The organism is Methylobacterium sp. A54F, from assembly GCF_053346035.1.
Window position 1 is genome coordinate 1 of record NZ_JBKFBF010000010.1, and the last position, 14,814, is coordinate 14,814.

Annotated in this window: 14 protein-coding genes; 8 read left to right on the forward strand and 6 right to left on the reverse strand. The window is 72.4% G+C overall.

The genetic code is table 11. The features are described 5' to 3' along the window. Positions 1-334: 334 nt before the first annotated feature. Positions 335-2,266 carry a YadA-like family protein gene (locus ACLBXP_RS16815; protein WP_447668899.1) on the forward strand — a complete coding sequence of 644 codons (1,932 nt, stop codon included), beginning with the start codon at positions 335-337 and terminating at the stop codon, positions 2,264-2,266. Continuing rightward, positions 2,244-2,930, forward strand: coding sequence for an invasion associated locus B family protein (locus tag ACLBXP_RS16820; protein WP_447668900.1), 687 nt, complete (start codon positions 2,244-2,246; stop codon positions 2,928-2,930). The genes ACLBXP_RS16815 and ACLBXP_RS16820 overlap by 23 nt, the downstream gene beginning before the upstream one ends. A gap of 45 nt (positions 2,931-2,975) precedes the next feature. On the opposite strand, the gene ACLBXP_RS16825 is transcribed toward ACLBXP_RS16820, so the two are convergent. Next, positions 2,976-4,388, reverse strand: a complete 1,413-nt coding sequence (locus ACLBXP_RS16825) for an FAD-binding oxidoreductase (protein ID WP_447668901.1) — start codon at positions 4,386-4,388, stop codon at positions 2,976-2,978. 88 nt (positions 4,389-4,476) lie between these two features. Next, complete coding sequence (locus tag ACLBXP_RS16830) at positions 4,477-5,457, reverse strand: PfkB family carbohydrate kinase (protein ID WP_447668902.1); 981 nt, start codon at positions 5,455-5,457, stop codon at positions 4,477-4,479. A gap of 178 nt (positions 5,458-5,635) precedes the next feature. Between ACLBXP_RS16830 and ACLBXP_RS16835 the strand changes: the two genes are divergently transcribed. Beyond that, positions 5,636-6,340 (forward strand): GntR family transcriptional regulator, encoded by a 705-nt coding sequence (locus ACLBXP_RS16835; protein ID WP_447669093.1) that lies wholly within the window; start codon positions 5,636-5,638, stop codon positions 6,338-6,340. A gap of 13 nt (positions 6,341-6,353) precedes the next feature. On the opposite strand, the gene ACLBXP_RS16840 is transcribed toward ACLBXP_RS16835, so the two are convergent. Then, complete coding sequence (locus ACLBXP_RS16840; protein ID WP_447668903.1) at positions 6,354-7,274, reverse strand: LysR family transcriptional regulator; 921 nt, start codon at positions 7,272-7,274, stop codon at positions 6,354-6,356. Between the two features lie 96 nt (positions 7,275-7,370). Here ACLBXP_RS16840 and ACLBXP_RS16845 point away from each other — a divergent pair, with 96 nt between their 5' ends. After that, entirely contained in the window at positions 7,371-7,619 is a 249-nt protein-coding gene (locus ACLBXP_RS16845) for a hypothetical protein (protein ID WP_447668904.1), read from the forward strand. Between the two features lie 125 nt (positions 7,620-7,744). Here ACLBXP_RS16845 and ACLBXP_RS16850 read toward each other — a convergent pair whose 3' ends face one another. After that, positions 7,745-8,635, reverse strand: coding sequence for a CAP domain-containing protein (locus tag ACLBXP_RS16850; RefSeq protein ID WP_447668905.1), 891 nt, complete (start codon positions 8,633-8,635; stop codon positions 7,745-7,747). Positions 8,636-8,986: 351 nt separating this feature from the next. Between ACLBXP_RS16850 and ACLBXP_RS16855 the strand changes: the two genes are divergently transcribed. Then, positions 8,987-9,184 carry a hypothetical protein gene (locus ACLBXP_RS16855; RefSeq protein ID WP_447668906.1) on the forward strand — a complete coding sequence of 66 codons (198 nt, stop codon included), beginning with the start codon at positions 8,987-8,989 and terminating at the stop codon, positions 9,182-9,184. 63 nt (positions 9,185-9,247) lie between these two features. Here the strand turns inward: ACLBXP_RS16855 and ACLBXP_RS16860 are convergent, their stop codons facing one another. Beyond that, entirely contained in the window at positions 9,248-9,961 is a 714-nt protein-coding gene (locus ACLBXP_RS16860) for a GntR family transcriptional regulator (protein WP_447668907.1), read from the reverse strand. Between the two features lie 152 nt (positions 9,962-10,113). Here ACLBXP_RS16860 and ACLBXP_RS16865 point away from each other — a divergent pair, with 152 nt between their 5' ends. From ACLBXP_RS16865 to pyk, 3 genes are all read left to right on the forward strand, one after another. Then, positions 10,114-11,412 carry an MFS transporter gene (locus ACLBXP_RS16865; RefSeq protein ID WP_447668908.1) on the forward strand — a complete coding sequence of 433 codons (1,299 nt, stop codon included), beginning with the start codon at positions 10,114-10,116 and terminating at the stop codon, positions 11,410-11,412. Positions 11,413-11,443: 31 nt separating this feature from the next. Beyond that, the gene (locus ACLBXP_RS16870) at positions 11,444-12,520 is read left to right on the forward strand and encodes a tartrate dehydrogenase (protein WP_447668909.1); all 1,077 of its coding nucleotides are present in this window, start codon (positions 11,444-11,446) and stop codon (positions 12,518-12,520) included. A gap of 110 nt (positions 12,521-12,630) precedes the next feature. Next, entirely contained in the window at positions 12,631-14,043 is a 1,413-nt protein-coding gene (pyk, locus tag ACLBXP_RS16875; protein ID WP_447668910.1) for a pyruvate kinase, read from the forward strand. A 24-nt stretch (positions 14,044-14,067) separates the two neighbouring features. On the opposite strand, the gene ACLBXP_RS16880 is transcribed toward pyk, so the two are convergent. Then, the gene (locus ACLBXP_RS16880; protein WP_447668911.1) at positions 14,068-14,706 is read right to left on the reverse strand and encodes a hypothetical protein; all 639 of its coding nucleotides are present in this window, start codon (positions 14,704-14,706) and stop codon (positions 14,068-14,070) included. Positions 14,707-14,814 lie beyond the last annotated feature (108 nt).

The window sequence follows — 14,814 nt, forward strand, 5'->3', positions numbered from 1 at the left end:
AACAACCCGCTCAGTCTGTGCAAGAGACGTTTCAGCGCCCGGGCCACTTCCGCGGCCGGCGCCGATGAGCAGCGGTATACGGACACCCACCCCACCCGTCAACACCCAAAGTGACGATCCCGCAAAAACCGCGTGACGCACCCGTGACGGACGCGGGCCACGATCCCACCGGGCATGCGTTGGACCACGGGTGCGCAGAATTGCCAGATGGATATCGAGCAGGAGTTGTAATCTCAAGTAAAATATCGACTCTTGGATGGATCATTCAATCTTAAGGGCGATAGTTTAGGTTTGTTCTGCTTGATGATCTCCGCGTCACGAAAGAGTCCGCCTCATGCCCGAGAGCGCCCACGCGCCACGCCGGCCCTGCGCGAGAAGGCATCGCCTTGCCGCCACCATGCTCGGTTGCGGCCTCGCTCTCCCGCCCTTCGCGTCGGCCACGGCACAGTACGCCGCGGGTTCCGGCGCGGCGGCGACCGGTGCGCGCGCGACCGCCGTCGGGGACAGCGCCTCGGCCGCGGGCGATAACGCCACGGCCCTCGGTGGCGGCGCGACGGCGCGGACGAACGGGATCGCGATCGGGCCGGGCGCGACCGCGAACGAGGCGATCTACGGGACGAACATCGCGATCGGATCGGGCGCCACCGCGACGAGCCCGCGGCCGAACGGCCCCCTGGGGTCCGGCGACAACCTCGCCATCGGCACCGCCTCGCGGGCGACCGGCCTCGACACGATGGCGATCGGCGCCCAGACGACCGCGAGCGGCGACCGCGGCATCGCGATCGGCAACAACTTCACGATGAGCTCGACCGCCGACTCGGTCGTTCTCGGCCTCGGCTCCACGGCGACCGGTGCCTCGGCGGGCTCGACCGTCCTGGGTAACAGCGCCGGCTCTGCGGCGGCCGGCGGCGTCGCCCTCGGCTTCCAGTCGATGGCCCTGCGCGGCGGCCTCAACGGTGCCGAGGCGTTCTCGGGCACCACCGTCCGGAGCACCCTCGGGGCCGTCGCGGTCGGCAATGCCGGCGCGCCCGACAACCTGCGCCAGATCACCAACCTCGCGGGCGGCACGCAGGCGACCGACGCCGTCAACCTCCGCCAGCTCTCCGGGGCCGCCAACACCCTGGCGGGCGCCGTCGGCGGCGGCGCGGCCTTCGATGCGGCCGGGACCTTCACGGGGCCGCGCTTCGTCCTGCGGGGCGGCACCTACACGGATGTCGGCGGCGCGCTCGGCGGCCTCGACGCCGCTCTCGGGGACACCACCGCCTCGCTCACCGCGCTCGGCAACACCATCAACACCATCAACACGAACGGCACGCGCTACCTCGCGGTGCGGGCGACCGGCCCGGCCGCGCAGGCGGCCGGCACGGACAGCGTGGCGCTCGGTGGGGGCGCCGCGGCGAGCACGGCCGGCGGCGTCGCCCTCGGCTCGGGCTCGCGCGCCGACCGGGCCGGCCTGAGCGGCGGCGCGGAGGCGTTCTCCGGCACCGCGGTCGGATCGGACGCCGGCGCCGTCTCGGTCGGTGCCGCGGGCGCCGAGCGGCAGATCACCAACCTCGCGGGCGGCACCGCCGACACCGACGCCGTCAATCTCCGCCAGCTCCGCGCCGCGGGGAGCGCCCTTGCGGGCGCCCTCGGGGGCGGCGCGGCCTTCGATGCGGCCGGCCGCTTCACCGGGCCGAGCTACACGGTGCAGGGCAGCCGCTACGACAGCGCCGGCGCGGCCATCTCGGCGCTCGACCGGGCCGGCGTCCAGTACGACGTCGATCCGGCGACGGGCCTGCGCGGCAACCGGGTGACCCTCACGGGCGGCGACCCGAACCAGCCCGTCCTCCTGCGCAACGTCGCCGCCGGCACCGCGGACACGGACGCGGCCAATGTCGGACAGGTGGCGGCCGCCCGCGGCGAGAGCTTCGCCTACACCGACCGCCGGGTCGCGGCGGCCTACACCCAATCCACCCGCTACACCGACCAGCGCTTCGCCGCCCTCGACCAGCGGATCGGCGCCCTCGGCAGCGACCTCGCCCAGGTGCGGGGCGAGGCGCGCCGCGCGGCGGCGATCGGGCTCGCGGCCGCCTCGCTGCGGTTCGACGACCGGCCCGGCAAGCTCAGCGTCGCGGCCGGCGGCGGCGCCTGGCGCGGCGAGAGCGCGGGCGCCTTCGGCATCGGCTACACCCTGCCCGACGGAAGCGGCCGGCTGAACGCCACCGGCGCCACCACGGGGCGCGACTTCGGATTCGGCGCCGGTGCGAGCTTCACCTTCAATTGAGGCGCCGAGCCGCCGGGCCGCACCCGGAGCGCGCCGCGCGGCGGTGATCGGGCTCGCGGCCGCCCTCACCCTGTTGCGGCTGGCCGCCGGGCAGGCCTGGGCGCAGCCGCTCCTGCTGCGGGGCATCTCCGAGGAGGCCGCGCCCGTATCCGAACCGTTGCCCGAACCCTTGCCGGCCTACCGCGTGACGGCGCCGGAGACCGCCCCGACGGAGGCGGACGGGCGTGGCAGCGTGCGCCGGCTGATCCAGCCCTTCGGCCCCTGGACCCTGATCTGCGACGAGAACCTGCGGCGGCGGCGCAGGGTCTGCAACGTCTCGCAGACCATCGCCGACCGGGCGGGGGCGACGGTGTTCAGCTGGTCGCTCGCGGCGACCCGGGCGGGCGCCGCGGCCTTCATCCTGCGGGCGCCCGTGGTCGGGGCCGGCCGGCACTTCGTCACCCTGACTCCCGAGGGCGGGGCCGCCTCGGAGCTGACGGTGGAGCTGACGCGCTGCGATGCGCGGCAATGCCTCGGCTTCCTCGACGTGACGCCTGCCCTGCGCGGCGCCATCGCGGCCGGGCGCCCGGTGGCGATCGCCTACCGCCCGCACGAGGGCGCACCGTCCCGCCGCCTGCCCGGCACCCTCGACGGGCTGGCCGCCGCCCTCGCGGCGATCCGCTGAGGGGCCTCGCGAGCGACGGAGGGCCGAGCGGCCCGCCGGGCCCGCTCAGGGGCGCAGCACCTTTCCGGGATTCATGATGCCGAGGGGGTCGAGCGCGTCCTTGAGGCTGCGCATCACCGCGAGGGCCGCCGGGCCGCGCTCGGCTTCGAGGTAGCCGATCTTTTTCTGGCCGATGCCGTGCTCCCCCGTGCAGGTACCCTCGAGCGCCAGGGCCCGGGCGACGAGGCGGTCGATGAAGGCCGCCACCCGGGCGACCTCGCCCGGGTCGCCTGGGTCGACGACGACCTGGGCGTGGAAGTTGCCGTCGCCCACGTGGCCGACGATCGGCGCGACGATGCCGCTCTCCGCGATGTCCCGGGCCGTCTCGTCGACGCAGGCGGCGAGCCGCGAGATCGGCACGCAGACGTCGGTGGGCACGACCCGGCAGCCCGGGCGCAGGCCGAGCGCGGCCCAGTAGGCGTCGTGCCGGGCCTGCCAGAGGCGCGTGCGGGCCTCCGCCTCCGTCGCCCAGGCGAAGGTTCCTCCGCCGAAGCCCGCCGCGATCTCGCCGAAGCGCTCCGCCTGCTCGCGCACGCCCGCATCCGTCCCGTGGAACTCCACGAGGAGCAGCGGCGCTTCCGGCAGCGCGAGGCGCGAATGGGCGTTGGAGGCCCGCACCTGCACCGCGTCGAGGAGCTCGATGCGCGCCACCGGGATGCCGGACTGGATCGTCAGGATGGTGGCGTCGCAGGCCGCCTTGATGTCCGGGAAGGAGCAGTGGCCGGCCGCCACCGCCTCCGGGATGCCGGAGAGCCGAAGGGTCAGCTCCGTGATGACCCCGAGGGTCCCCTCCGACCCGACGAGGAGCCGGGTCAGGTCGTAGCCCGCCGCGGACTTGCGGGCGCGGCCGGCGGTGCGCACCACCTCCCCGCTCGGCAGCACCGCCGTGAGCGCCAGCACGGCCTCCCGCATGGTGCCGTAGCGGACCGCGTTGGTGCCCGAGGCACGGGTCGCCGCCATGCCGCCGAGGGAGGCGTCGGCGCCGGGATCGACCGGGAAGAACAGCCCCGTGTCCCGCAAGGCGGCGTTGAGGGCCTTGCGGGTGACGCCCGCCTCCACGGTGGCGTCGAGGTCCTCCGGGTTGACGGAGAGCACCCGGTCCATCCCCGACAGGTCGAGGCTGACGCCGCCCAGCGGTGCGTTGACGTGGCCTTCGAGGGAGGAGCCTGTTCCGAACGGGATCACGGGCACCCGTGCCGCCGCGCAGGCCCGCACCACCGCCTGCACCTCCGCGGTGGAGCGCGGGAAGGCCACCGCGTCCGGCGGCTCGTTGGGGGCCCAGGTGATCGTGCTGGCATGCTGCTCGCGGATCGCCAGCCCCGTGGCGAGGCGGGGCCCGAGGACCTCGCGCAGGCGCCCGGTCACGGCCTCGACGGCCTCGGGGGCGGCCCGCTTCGGATCGGGAGCTGCTGCGGTCATGGCATGGTCCTCGGGGCGCCGCCCCGGCACGGGTCCCGCTCGGGGAACGGCGCGCGGCGCGCGTGGGTCCCTACCGGAGGCGAGATCGTCATTCCAGGGGTCTGTCCGAGCCTGCCGGGGGGCTGCCCGATCCCGCCGGGGGGCTGCCCGATCCCGCCGGGGGGCTGCCCGCCTCCGCCAGGAAGCGGTCGAGGGCCGCGGATGACGGGAAGGCCTCGAAGGCGCCGAACCGGCCGACCGTCAGGGCCGCGCAGGCGGCGGCCCGGCGCAGGGCCTGATCGAGGGGGCGCCCCTCGATCAGGGCGACGGCGAGGCCGGCCCCGAAGGCGTCGCCCGCCCCGATCGTGTCGACGGCCGCGACCCGGAAGGCCGCCTGCCGCAGGGGCGGGCTCCCGCGCCGGAAAGCGACCGCCCCGGCCGCGCCGAGGGTGACCACCACCGTGCCGGGCCCTCCCTCCATCAGGTCCGCGAGGCGGCGCGGGGCGAAGCCGTCGCCGTCCGTCAGGCCGAGATCGCCCGCCTCGACCCGGTTGAGGAGCAGGATCGCCGTGTCGGCGAGGAGGCCCGGCGGGATCGGGCGCGTGGGCGAGGGGTTGAGGAGGGTCGGGATGCCGAGGGCGCGCGCCCGCGCGAAGGCCGCCGCGATGGGGGCGTCCGGCGACTCGAAGGTCGCCAGAACGAGGTGCGCGCGGGCGACCGCGTCGTCGTCGATGTCCTCCGCCCCCAGCCGGCGGTTCGCCCCGAGGCTGACGGCGAGGCAGTTCTCGCCCGCCGGATCGACGAAGCCGACCCCGGCGCCCGTCGAGCCGGGCTTCTCGTGCAGCATGGCCTCGGCGAGGCCCTCCTGCCGGAAGGCCGACCGCGCCACCGCCGCGAAGGCGTCGGACCCGATCGCGAAGGCGCCGTCCACCCCGGCGCCGAGGCGCGCCGCCGCCAGCGCGAGGTTGAAGCCCTTGCCGCCCGGCTCGGAGACGAAGTCCGTCGCGTCGAGCGATTCACCGGTTCGCGGCAGCCGTGCTACCTTGACCGAGCAGGCAACCACGAAGCTGCCGACGACGAAGACCTGCATGGCACCGATCCGGATCCGCGACGTGGCAGAGAGAGCCGCATCCCGCAGGCTTGTCGAGGGCCCGCGCGGCCCGGGCGGATCCGCGGCGCCCGAGCACGAGCCGTCCCGGCCCCTGCCCTTCCACCCCGCCGAGCGCCCGTCGCTGCTGTCGCTCCTGCACCTGCGCGACGACACCGCGATGCCCCTCTACCAGCAGCTCGAGGAGCAGATCCACGATCTGATCGGCTCGGGTGCCCTGCCGGCCGGCACGGTGCTGCCGGCGGAGCGGCAGCTCGCAGAGAACCTCGGCGTCAGCCGCGTCACCATCCAGCGCGCCTACGCGGCGCTGCGCCAGCGCAACCTCCTGACCTCGCAGGGGCGGCGGGGCTTCCTGGTGCGCCCGCGGCCCGACCCCGTGCGCCCGGGCATGGACCGCCTGAAAGGCTTCACGGAGGAGATGCGGGAGCTCGGCCGCATCCCCTCCTCGCGGATCACGGAGCGGGCCGTGGTGTGCGACCGCTCGATCTCGTCGATCTTCGGCCTGCCCTCGACCGCCCCGTTCCTCAAGCTCGTGCGCGTGCGCTTCGGCGACGAGATCGCGATGTCGCGGGAGATCGCCTGGTACAATCTCAAGGCGGTGCCGGCCCTCGAGACGGGCGACCTGTCGGGCTCCGTCTACGCCTTCCTGGCCGAGGAGGCCGGCGCGCGGCTCGTGCGCTGCGAGCAGGCCATCGAGGCGACGCTGCCCACCGCCGAGGAGCGCCGCATCTTCGGGTTCGAGGAGCCCCTGCCCTGCCTGCTAATCAAGCGGCACAGCTTCACCCAGGACGGCACCATGGTGGAGTACGTCGAGGGCCTGTTCCGCGGCGACATGTACAGCTACCGCCTGAAGCTCCAGGCCTGAGGCGGCCCGGATCCTAGACGTCGCGGCGCAGCGCCACGATGGTCTCGCGGAGCCAGCGCTGACCGGGCACGGCGTCGTTCGACGCATGCCAGAGCATCGAGATGGACACGTCCGGCAGGTCGATGGGTGCGGGGCTCACGGCGAGGCCCATGGACTCGCCGAAGAAGCGCGCCAGGCGGGAATGCATCGTGGCGATCACCGGGGCCTGCCGGACCACGAAGGGCATGACGGTGAAGCGCGGCGAGGTCAGCGCGATGACGCGGCTTCGCCCGATCCTGGCGAGCGCGTCGTCCACCACGCCGTGGGCGCTCTCGACGAGGCTCGTCAGGACGTGGGGCAGCCGCACGTAATCCTCGAGGGAGATCGGCGGCGTCACGCCGACGAGCTCGGCGTTGAAGACGCACAGGTAGGTCTCCTTGTTGAGGATGCGCCGCTTATGGTGCGTCTGCCCGTGCTCGAAGATGCCGATGCCGAGATCGATCCGGCCGCTGTCGAGATCCTCGAGGATCCGGTTCCGGTCGGTGGTGTGCAGCAGGAGCTTCACCCCCGGAGCGACGGCCCGCAGGCGCGCGACGAGGTGGGGCATCAGCAGGACCTCGGTCGAGTCCGGGATGCCGAGCGTGAAGGTCACGTCGGCGGTCGCCGGATCGAAGGCGGCCGGCGGCCGGGTGATTTCCTGGATCTGCGACAGGGCGGCCTGGACCGGCTCGACGAGCGCCCGCGCCCGGGGCGTCGGGCGCATGCCGTCCGGGGCGCGGGTCAGCAGCTCGTCCGAGAAGGTCGCGCGCAGGCGCCCCAGGGCATGGCTCATGGCCGACTGGCTGATGCCGATCCGGGCCGCGGCGCGCGTCACGCTGCCCTCCGCCAGCAGGGCGTCGAGGGCGACGAGCAGGTTGAGATCCAGCTTCGCGAGATGCACGTGATCGATACGCATTATGAAACGCATCCATTTGATTCATGGGGCGCCACTAAGCACATTCAGCCTCACGAAGCGACGGGCATTCCGCCGCTCAAGCCTGAGGATGAAGTCATGTCGAACCGTATCAGCGTGCGATCCGTCGCCGTCCTGCTCGCGCTCGCGGCGGCCGCGCCGGCCCTCGCCGCCGAGCCCGCCGCCGTCTACGGCGCCAAGACCGTCGGCGCGATGGCGCTGGAGAGCGCCGGGCGCCCGACCAACGGCACGATGGTCCGCCGGCAGGGCGGCTTCGCGACCGCCGGCGCCGTCCGTTGGATCAAGACGCCTGCCGCGACGATGGAGGCCAGCGCCTCCGCCTTCTAAGGGGTCGACGACCGTGATCCGCTCGTCCGATCCACCCCTCGTCCTGGGATGCGCCCCTGCGGCGGCAAGGTGCCCCGCAAGGCGCCCCAGGACGAAACCCGGATGCCCGGCGCACGGCTCCCCGCTCAGGCGAGGTAGCCGGCGCCGGTGCCGAAGCTCGTCCGGCTGACGCCCGAGAGCTCCACCGTGCCGCCGCCGGACAGCGTCAGCAGGGTGTTGCCGCTCGCCGTGGCCCCGACCTGGAAGGCCTGGCCGCCGAGCGCCAGCCGGTCGCCCTGCGCTTGGCTGAAGCCGAGCACCAGGTCGCGGCCCGAGTTCTGGCCGAACACGTACCGGTCCGCGCCGAGGTCCCCCGAGAGGACGTCGTTGCCGCCGCCGCCCGTGAGGACGTCGTTGCCCTGCGCGCCGTAGAGGGTGTCGTTGCCGAGGCCCCCGTTCAGCGCGTCGTTGCCGCCGCGCCCGCTGATGAGGTCGTCCCCGCTCCCGCCGCTGAGGGTGTTGGCGCGCGAGGTCCCGTTGAGCGTCTGACCCGCGACGGGCGTCGGAGTCGTAGGGACGGTGGTGCCGGTATCGTTCGGCTCGGCCCGCTCCGCGGCATTCGGCGTGCCGAAATCCTCCGTCACGAAGACGACGTTCCGCCCGTTGATCGTGCCCGCCCTGAGCCCGATGCCGACCTCCTCGAACGACCCCTTGACGATGTTCGCGTAGTGGCCAGGCGAGTTCATCAGGTTGCTGTGGAGCTGGCGAACGGAAGCCTCGTTCAGCTCCCCGCTGACGTAGGCGATGTTCTCCCCGTAGCCCTGCCAGCCGTAGCCCGCCGACGTGAGGCGCGTGCCGGGGCTCGAGCCGTTCACGCCGGTGTGCGAGAACGTGTCGGTCTGATCCATCCAGGCGCTGTGCGCATCGGAGGCGTCAAGTAGTTCGCCGTCGAAGGTCAGCGCCTTGGCGCCGACGCCGGCACGAGCCTCATTGATCAGTTGCAGGAACAGTTTTTCCAGGCTGGTTGGCGCTGTCATTCTCTCAAGACCCTCCACGATAATCTTCTTAGGATTGCATTCCAGTTCGGTTGTTCAATTTTTATTCTTCGGAATGCGGTTTCGGGTCTCGCGTGGCAATGTGGTCAGAGTGTGATTGTTGCCGGACCGTGTCCGAAGCCCGCAAGCCCGGAGATGCAGCTTCGACGAGCATCTCGTCGGGCAACGGCCCGAAGCGTCCGGCGCTGTCCGACCGGGCGCTGCCGACTCCGTGACGGACATCACGGTCGGACGGAGCGCGGCGTCCTAACCAGCGGGCCTCCCTCATCCGAGGGACAGGCCGCGACCGAGCAGGCTCGTCCGACGGCCTCTGAAGCCTGAGGAGCGACCCCCATGTCCGGTACCCGTCTCGGCACCCTCTCCGTCCTGGCCGGAGGCCTCGCCGCCGCGTTCGCGCTGGCGGGCGTCATCTTCTGGGCCACGATGCTCGCCAGCCCGCCGAAATCCGAAGCGCGCATCGCCCCGATCGACATCCTCGGCCTGACGCTCACGGCGCACCCCGAAGCGGGAGAACGGCCCGACGCGTTCTGACCTGCATCGGCCCACGCGGAGGGCCCGTGACGCTCGGGCCGTGCCCGCGGCGTCCCGCGAATCCTAGAGGTGCTTCAGGCCGAAGCTTTCCAGGAGCGGCAGGAGTTCGTCGCGGGCGCGCAGGCGATGGTCGTGGACGCGATCCTGGGCCGTCGCCGGCTCGCCCTGGCAGATCGCATCGATGATCGCCCGGTGCTCGGCCACGGACGCGCCCAGCTCGCGCCGGAGCTTCAGCGTCAGCATGCGGGCGCGATGCGACTGGTCGTTGATGGTCTGGATGATCCGGATCATCCGCCCGTTGCCCGCGTGCTCGACGAGCGCCCGGTGGAAGCGCGCGTCCGCCCGCCCCCAGGCCGGAAGGTCCCCCGCCGCCCAGGCCTCGGCCATGGCCTGCGTGCAGCCGGCCAGCTCGGCCGCCGCGGCGTCGCGCGCCGCGCCCGGCAGCGCCGCGAGCAGCTCGGCGGCGCGCCCCTCGATCGCGATAATGACGTCGTAGATCTCGCGCACATCCTCGGGCGCCAGGGCGCAGATGAGGACGCCGCGCCGGGACAGCACGCGCACGAGCCCGTCCTCCTGCAGGCGGATCACCGCCTCGTGGACGGGCGTGCGGCTCATGCCGAGCCGGAGCGCGATCTCCTGCTCCGAGGCTTGGTAGCCCGGCGCGAAGCTCGAATCCTGAATGGCCTGCTTCAGCGCCGCATAGGCGTCGTCGACCAGGGAGGGACGCCGCTCGACGTCCTGATCCTGCCCCGCTTTCGCGGCCGTGCGCACCGCCATCGCGACCTCCGTCTAAGGCTCCGTCGTACCAACTTCCATGCAAGTTACAATGCCAGATTGACAGAGCGCGCATCCGAGCCTAATGAACGCCAACTTGCATGCAAGCTGGCGCACCAAGACCGGCGCATGCTGGGACCACCCAGGAGGAAACGATGGATGGCTCGCTCGAGCGGGCGACCATGCGCAGGGTCGCGTGGCGCCTGATCCCCTTTATCTGCCTGCTCTACTTCATCGCGTTCATCGACCGCGTGAACATCGGCTTCGCCGCGCTGACGATGAACAAGGACCTCGGCTTCTCGTCGGCCGTGTTCGGCTTCGGGGCCGGGGTGTTCTTCTTCGGCTACTTCCTGTTCGAGGTGCCCTCGAACATCATCCTCGACAAGGTCGGCGCCCGCCTGTGGATCGCCCGGGTGATGATCACCTGGGGCATGCTCTCGGGGGCCTTCGCCTTCATCAAGGGCGAGACGAGCTTCTACCTGCTGCGCTTCCTGCTCGGCGCAGCCGAGGCCGGCTTCTTCCCCGGCATCATTCTCTACCTGAGCTACTGGTTCCCGGCCCGCTACCGTGCGGGGGTGGTCTCGCTGTTCATGGCGGCGGCCCCGGTCTCCGTGCTGCTGGGCTCGCCGCTCTCAAGCGCGCTCCTCGAGATGGAGGGGATCCTCGGCCTCCATGGCTGGCAATGGATGTTCATCATCGAGGCCGTCCCGGCCGTGCTGCTCGGCATCATGGTGCTGTTCTACATGACCGACCGGCCCGAGAAGGCGAAGTGGCTCTCCGACGACCAGCGCGCCTGGCTCGTCGCGGAGATGAACGAGGAGCGCGCCCGCAAGCAGACGACCGCCAGGCACAGCCTCCTGGGCGGGATGGCGGACCTGCGCGTGCTGGCGCTGGCGCTCATCTACTTCGGCACCTCGGCCGGCCTCTATACGCTCGGCATCTGGGCGCCGCAGATCATCAAGAGCTTCGGCCTGTCCACCGTTGCGGTCGGCTTCCTGAACGCCGTTCCGCCGACCGTCGCGGTGGTCGGCATGATCCTGTGGGCGCGCCATTCCGACCGGACGGGCGAGCGCACCTGGCACGTGGTCGTCGCCTGCCTCGTGGCGGCCGCAGGCCTGCTGCTCGCCGGCGGGGCCGCCTCGGTCGCCGCGGTCATCGCCGCGCTCAGCCTCGTCAATGTCGGGATCAGCGCGGCGAAGCCGCCGCTCTGGGCCATGCCGACGATGTTCCTGTCGGGGCCCGCCGCGGCGGTCGGCATCGCGACCATCAACTCGATCGGCAACCTCGGCGGCTTCGTCGGCCCCTGGGCGATCGGGTGGATCAAGGACCAAACCGGCAGCTTCACCGGGGGCCTCGTCTTCGTGGCCGCCCTGCTCCTCCTCTCCGCGACCCTCACCCTCGTCGTTGCCCGGTCCGGGCGGCGCGCCGAGCCCGCCGGCGCCGCCGCGCGCTGAAACCCGTCCGCATCCTCAAAGGAGACCTGTCATGAAGACCTACCGCATCGCCGCCATTCCCGCCGACGGCATCGGCATCGAGGTCATCGCCGCCGGCATCGAGGTGCTGGACGCGCTGGCCGAGAAGACCGGCGACTTCACCTTCGCGTTCGATCACTTCGACTGGGGCTCGGACTACTACAAGAAGCACGGCGTGATGATGCCGGCCGACGGGCGCGAGCAGATCAAGGACCACGACGCGATCTTCTTCGGCGCCGTCGGCGCGCCGGACGTGCCGGACCACATCACCCTCTGGGGCCTGCGGCTCGCCATCTGCCAGCCCTTCGACCAGTACGCCAACGTCCGCCCGACCCGGATCCTGCCGGGCATCACGAGCCCGCTGCGCCACGTCACCGGACCGGAGCTGGACTGGGTGATCGTGCGCGAGAACTCGGAGGGCGAGTACGCGGGCGTCGGCGGCCGGGTGCACCAGGGCCATCCCAACGAGGTCGCCACCGACGTCTCGATGATGACCCGCTCGGGCGTCGACCGCATCATCCGCTACGCCTTCGGGCTGGCGCGGTCGCGCCCCCGCAAGCTCCTGACCGTGGTGACGAAGTCGAACGCGCAGCGCCACGCGATGGTGATGTGGGACGAGATCGCGGCCGAGGTGGCGCGGGACTTCCCCGACGTGACCTGGGACAAGATGCTCGTCGACGCGATGACCATGCGCATGACCATGAAGCCCGAGACCCTCGACACGATCGTGGCCACGAACCTGCACGCCGACATCCTCTCGGACCTCGCCGCGGCGCTCGCCGGCTCCCTCGGCATCGCGCCGACCGCGAACATCAACCCGGAGCGCACCTTCCCGTCGATGTTCGAGCCGATCCACGGCTCGGCCTTCGACATCACCGGCAAGGGCATCGCCAATCCGATCGCCACCTTCTGGACCGCCTGCCAGATGCTGGAGCATCTGGGCGAGCAGTCGGCTGCCGACCGGCTGATGCGGGCGGTCGAGCGCGTCACCGCCGATCCGAACCTGCACACGCCGGACCTCGGGGGCCGGGCGACGACCCGGCAGGTCACGGACGCGGTGATCGCGGCCGTGCGGGGCGACAACGCCTAAGGCTCGCGGCGGCGCCCTCCGGACCCCGGGGCCGGCCGGAGCGATTGCCCGGCGGCCCCGATCGTGGGATCGATAGCAGCAGAAGGCGGCCCGATGCGGCCGAGCGAATCATGCGCCGTCACCGCTACGCCAAGATCGTCGCCACCGTCGGGCCCGCGACCAACACGCCCGAGATGCTGCGGGCCCTGTTCCTCGCCGGCGTCGACACATTCCGGCTCAACTTCAGCCACGGCGTGCAGGCCGACCACGCCCGGGTCCACGCCGCCATCCGCGCCCTCGAACGGGAGGTCGGCCGGCCGATCGGCATCCTGCAGGACCTGCAGGGGCCGAAGATCCGCGTCGGGACCGTGCAGGGCGGGCGGCTCGACCTCGCGGCCGGCGAGCGCGTGCGCTTCGTGCTGGACGGCTCGGAGGGCGGGAAGGATGCGATCCCCCTGCACCACCCCGAGATCTTCGCGGCCGTGGTGCCCGGCCAGGACCTGCTGATCGACGACGGCCGCGTGCGGGTTCGGGTCGTCGGCCTCGAGGCCGCGGCGATCGAGGCCGAGGTGATCACCGCAGGCGTGATCTCGAACCGCAAGGGCGTGAACCTGCCGGGCACGCTCCTCGACCTGTCGCCGCTCACCGAGAAGGACCGCGCCGACCTCGCCTTCGGCCTCGAACTCGGCGTCGACTGGGTGGCGCTCTCCTTCGTGCAGAAGCCCTCCGACGTAATCGAGGCCCGCGGCTTGATCGGCGACCGGGCCGGCATCATGACCAAGGTCGAGAAGCCGCAGGCGCTGGAGCGGATCGCGGACATCATCCAGCTCTCGGACGCCGTGATGGTGGCCCGCGGCGACCTCGGCGTCGAGATCCCGCACGAGGACGTGCCCGGCCGTCAGAAGGAGCTGATCCGCGCCTGCCGCCTCGCCGTGAAGCCGGTGGTGGTGGCGACCCAGATGCTCGACTCGATGGTCTCGGCCCCGGCTCCCACGCGGGCGGAGGCCTCGGACGTCGCGACCGCGATCTACGACGGGGCGGACGCCGTGATGCTCTCGGCCGAGTCGGCCACGGGCCGCTACCCGGTCGAGGCGGTGGCGATGATGGATCGCATCATCCGGAGCGTCGAGGGGCACAAGCTCTACCACTCGATCATCGCGGCCCTGGAGCCCGGCGAGGAGGAGACCCCGCCCCACGCCGTCGCCACCGCGACCGCGACGCTGGCCGAGGCCGTCCGTGCGACGGCGATCGTCACCTACACGGCGAGCGGCACCACCGCGGCCCGCGTCGCCCGCAAGCGCCCGGCGGTGCCGATCCTGGCGCTGACGCCCGACCTCGGCACCTCGCGCCGGCTCAGCCTGCTCTGGGGCGCCCACAGCGTCCGGACGGACGACGTCGATTCCTACGAGGAGATGACGGCCAAGGCCTGCCGGCACGCGCAGGAGGAGGGCTTCGCCAAGCCGAACGACCTCATCGTGACGGCCGCCGGCATCCCGTTCCACACCACCGGCAACACCAACAACATCCGCCTCATCCAGATCTGACCCCGGGGGCCTAGCGCGCCGCGCCTACGGCGCGCGGCTCGGCGGCAGGATCATCGCCGTGTCCGGGTCGGAGACATCGCCCTCCTGCTGCTGGTCGAGGGTCAGCTTGGCGGCCAGATCCGGCGTCCGCCCCTCTCGCAGGGCCTTCGCGGCCGCGACCGCCTGCTCGCGCGCCTGCTCCGGGCTCATCTCGCCCCGCACCACCGCGCGGGCGAGATTCAGGCTCAGGACGTTCTCGGCCTCGCTGGCGCCGTAGGCGGTAAGCGTGCCCCGCGTCCGGTCCGGGATCACGCTGCCGTTGAAGGTCGCGACGGCGCTGTAGAAGTTGAGGGGCACCTTGTAGGGCAGGCTCTGCTCCAGCACGTCGCTGTGCTTGGCCGGGAAATCGTGCTCGGCGCCGACCTTGTGCACCACGGTCCGGATCCACGGCCCGTTGCGGTGCCAGATCAGCAGGGTCGCCGTCCGCTCCTGCGGCGGTCCATAGGTCCCGGTGATCGCCGTCGCGGCCTTGCGGGCCGCCTCGGGCCAGTCCTCGATGCCGGGTTCGGCGGCGGCGGCCTGGGCGGCGACCAGCACGAACGCGAGGGCGAGGACGGTGCGGCTTGGCGCAGGACTTGGCGCGAGACTTGGCGCAGGACTTGGCGCAGGGCTTGGCGCGGGCATGTGGCCTCCCAGTCGGTGGCGGGCGCGGAACGCGGTCGGGGGCGACGAACGGGGAGCCGCCGTCACGCCGTCGCGTTGCCCCGACGCTGCGCCGGGTATAGGCCGGGT

Coding starts and splice junctions, on each gene's coding strand:
- ACLBXP_RS16815 (WP_447668899.1), top strand. CDS start 335: ATGCCCGAGAGCGCCCACGCGCCACGCCGGCCCTGCGCGAGAAGGCAT.
- ACLBXP_RS16825 (WP_447668901.1), bottom strand. CDS start 4,388: ATGACCGCAGCAGCTCCCGATCCGAAGCGGGCCGCCCCCGAGGCCGTC.
- ACLBXP_RS16830 (WP_447668902.1), bottom strand. CDS start 5,457: ATGCAGGTCTTCGTCGTCGGCAGCTTCGTGGTTGCCTGCTCGGTCAAG.
- ACLBXP_RS16835 (WP_447669093.1), top strand. CDS start 5,636: ATGCCCCTCTACCAGCAGCTCGAGGAGCAGATCCACGATCTGATCGGC.
- ACLBXP_RS16840 (WP_447668903.1), bottom strand. CDS start 7,274: ATGCGTATCGATCACGTGCATCTCGCGAAGCTGGATCTCAACCTGCTC.
- ACLBXP_RS16845 (WP_447668904.1), top strand. CDS start 7,371: ATGTCGAACCGTATCAGCGTGCGATCCGTCGCCGTCCTGCTCGCGCTC.
- ACLBXP_RS16850 (WP_447668905.1), bottom strand. CDS start 8,635: ATGACAGCGCCAACCAGCCTGGAAAAACTGTTCCTGCAACTGATCAAT.
- ACLBXP_RS16855 (WP_447668906.1), top strand. CDS start 8,987: ATGTCCGGTACCCGTCTCGGCACCCTCTCCGTCCTGGCCGGAGGCCTC.
- ACLBXP_RS16860 (WP_447668907.1), bottom strand. CDS start 9,961: ATGGCGGTGCGCACGGCCGCGAAAGCGGGGCAGGATCAGGACGTCGAG.
- ACLBXP_RS16865 (WP_447668908.1), top strand. CDS start 10,114: ATGGATGGCTCGCTCGAGCGGGCGACCATGCGCAGGGTCGCGTGGCGC.
- ACLBXP_RS16870 (WP_447668909.1), top strand. CDS start 11,444: ATGAAGACCTACCGCATCGCCGCCATTCCCGCCGACGGCATCGGCATC.
- pyk (WP_447668910.1), top strand. CDS start 12,631: ATGCGCCGTCACCGCTACGCCAAGATCGTCGCCACCGTCGGGCCCGCG.
- ACLBXP_RS16880 (WP_447668911.1), bottom strand. CDS start 14,706: ATGCCCGCGCCAAGCCCTGCGCCAAGTCCTGCGCCAAGTCTCGCGCCA.